The following is a 2,832-nucleotide window of genomic DNA, read 5'->3' as shown; positions in this document are numbered from 1 at the left end:
GGGATTGATTTCGGCGTGAAACGCATCGGCCTGGCGCTGTCGGACCCGCAGGGGAAAATCGCCCGACCCCGCGGCGTCTTGGAGCGCCGGAGCCCGCAGGCCGATGTGCGCCGCATCTGCCTTCTGGCCGTCGAGGCGGGGGTGGACGAGGTCGTCCTCGGTCTGCCGCTGAAGGAGGACGGCACCCGGGGCAAGGCGGCCGCGGCCGTCGAGGCGTTCCTCGCCGGTTTGGAATCCCACCTGGACCTGCCGATTCACCTCCTCGACGAGCGGTACACCACGAAGGCGGCGGAGGGCGCGCTGCGCGAAGCCGGTCTCGACGAGCGGGCGGCAAGGAAAAACGTGGACGCCGTGGCCGCGGCGCTCATCCTCCAGGCCCACCTCGACCGCCGGAGCCTGGCGGACGCCGGTGAGTAAGGAATGACACCGATTCCATTTTGACCACTACTTATCGGATTCACCAACGATGAGTCTCTTTTCGTCCCTCTTCCAAAAGAAACCGCCGCGGAACCTCCGGCGCGAGCTGGAGGCCTTTGCGCTGGCCTCCGCCCAGCTCGCCCCCCGTTTGGCCCCGTATATCGAGATTCTCCAAAAGCACTACGACGCCCGTCTTATCCACTACATCGGCGAGCTTAGTGGGGAGCCGAAAAAGGCGATTCAGGGAATCATAGAAACGTGCGATTCCCTGGGCTACACGGCGCGGGTCTCCGGCACGGCCGAGGCCGCAAGCGTGAAAATCGGGACCAAGCGCGGCGGCCGCGGCTTCAACCGGCGGGCGCAGCTCATCTTCGCCGTTCTGACGGTCCTGACGGTGCTCTGGGCCGGCGGGATGCACGCCGGGGTGGACATCCTCGCGCATCCCGACCAGTGGTATCTGGGGCTCCCCTTCGCCGTTTCCCTCCTCGGCATTCTCCTGGCCCACGAGTTTGGGCACTACATCGCCGCCCGGCGCCACGGGGTCAGCGCTACCCTTCCCCTGCTCCTGCCCGTCCCGAATCCACTCCTGGGGACGGCGGGGGCGGTCATCCGCATGCGCTCGCCGGTGCCCGACCGCCGAGCCCTCTTTGACATCGGAATCGCCGGCCCCCTGGCCGGGGTCGTCGCGGCGGTAATCGTCACCGTCATCGGCCTGACCCTCTCGGAGGTCATACAGCTCGACCCCCGTGCGGCGGTGCCGCTTTCCTGGCCCGAGTTCGAGCTGATTTACGGCCAGCCGGGTATCATCACCATGCGCTTCTTCGACGAGCCCGCGACGTCCCTTCTGGTGAACATGCCGCCCATATTCAAGCTGCTCCAGCTCGCCGTAGTGGGGCCGCTGGCCTCGGACGAGGTCCTCCTCCTGCACCCCGTGGCCTTCGCCGGCTGGCTGGGGTTCCTCGTGACCGCGCTCAACCTGGTCCCCGTGGGGCAACTGGACGGCGGCCACATCGTCTTCGCCGGACTGCGCCGGGCGTACAAACCGCTGGGGAGCCTTATCGTGGTCGTCCTAATATTTTTCGCCCTATTCTGGCCCGGGTGGCTGTTGTGGGTCGGGGTCCTCTTCTTCATCGCCCGGAAGAGACCGGCGCCCCTGGACGACATCACTCCGCCGGGCAGGGGCCGCACGTTGGGCGCCTGCGGGGCGATTCTCCTCTTCCTGCTCTGCCTGACCCCGGTGCCCCTGCCAGGTTTCTAGGGTTATCCACTACAAATGTAGGGCGGGGATTCGATCCCCGCAGTTTTTTCGCCTCGACCCTCACCCTAACCCTCTCCCTAAAAGGGAGAGGGGACATGCGGTAGCCCTCACCCTTAATCCCGTCGGCGCGCCGCTCCCACAGGGAGAGGGAAACGTAGGGGCGGGTGTCCACACCCGCCCGCTTTCACCCCTCACCCTAACCCTCTCCCCAGAGGGGAGAGGGGACATGCAACAACCCTCACCCCAGCCAGTCAGCTCGCCGCTCCCACGTGGAGAGGAGGGAACGTAGGGCGTGGACTTCAGTCCCCGCCGTTTTATCACCACGAACCCGCGCCGCCACCAATAAAAAAGCCCCTCTCGGGACTTTCTCGAAAGATAGTGACCGAATCAGGCCGTGGCGGCCAGTCCGTTGCGACGGCCGACGAGCCGCCGGAGGTGACCCTCGGCGAGGAAACTGATGGGGTGCTCGATGTAGTGGATAGGCTCCATGTAGCAGCTCATATAGCAGAGGCGGCCGCAGTGGTGCCGCGGCGCCTCGCGGTAGGCCCGCTGGAGGACGGCCCACAGGCTGGGTTCCTCCAAAAGGTTCCCCGCCACCCATTGCATCTTCGTGCAGGGGTAGAAGACCTGGCCCAGCGGCCCCACCTTGGGCGTGACCGTGGCGTAGCATCGGTAGGGGAGGAAGTCGCGCACCCGCTCGAGGTAGAGGGTGGTGTTGAGGACGGGGTAGCCTTGAGCCTTGCGGCGGATGAGCTCGTCTATGAGCGCCCGGTACTCGGGGTTGCCGACGAGCTCGGGGTTGGGCTCGAAGCCGTCCACCCGCGGCACGGCGTTGAAGCTGACCCCGATCTCGGCGGCGAAGTCCAGAAGCGGCAAAACCTGGTCCAGGTGGTCGGGGAGAATCACGGCGTTGATGTTTATCTGGAAGCCCTTTTCGTCCTGGGCCTTGGCGTAGTGCCGAAGGTTGCCCATCACCCGGTCGCAGGCGCCTTTGACGCCGACGATGGAGTCCCAGACCGCGGGGTCCGTGGAATCCAACGAGACGATGAGCTGATCCACATAATCCAAAAGGACTTCGTGCTGGCGCATCTGCATGAGGTCGGTGTTGAGGACCAGGGGGGCGAAGCCGAGGCCGTGGGCGTGGCGGATGACCTCGT

Annotated in this window: 3 protein-coding genes; 2 read left to right on the top strand and 1 reads right to left on the bottom strand. The window is 65.8% G+C overall.

The window, feature by feature from the left end:
• Together ruvX and NTW26_08295 are read left to right on the top strand one after the other, a co-directional pair.
• A partial coding sequence (gene ruvX, locus NTW26_08300; protein ID MCX7022251.1) for a Holliday junction resolvase RuvX occupies nucleotides 1–417 on the top strand: 417 nt, incomplete at its 5' end.
• A 49-nt stretch (nucleotides 418–466) separates the two neighbouring features.
• On the top strand, nucleotides 467–1,675 hold the full coding sequence (locus tag NTW26_08295; protein ID MCX7022250.1) for a site-2 protease family protein: 1,209 nt from the start codon (nucleotides 467–469) through the stop codon (nucleotides 1,673–1,675).
• Nucleotides 1,676–2,062: 387 nt separating this feature from the next.
• On the opposite strand, the gene NTW26_08290 is transcribed toward NTW26_08295, so the two are convergent.
• Nucleotides 2,063–2,832 (bottom strand): hypothetical protein (locus NTW26_08290; GenBank protein MCX7022249.1); only part of this gene is annotated, 770 nt, incomplete at its 5' end.

This window comes from bacterium, from assembly GCA_026398675.1.
GTDB lineage: Bacteria > RBG-13-66-14 > RBG-13-66-14 > RBG-13-66-14 > RBG-13-66-14 > RBG-13-66-14.
This window is presented reverse-complemented; position numbering and strand designations above follow the sequence as displayed.

Coding starts and splice junctions, on each gene's coding strand:
- NTW26_08295 (MCX7022250.1), top strand. CDS start 467: ATGAGTCTCTTTTCGTCCCTCTTCCAAAAGAAACCGCCGCGGAACCTC.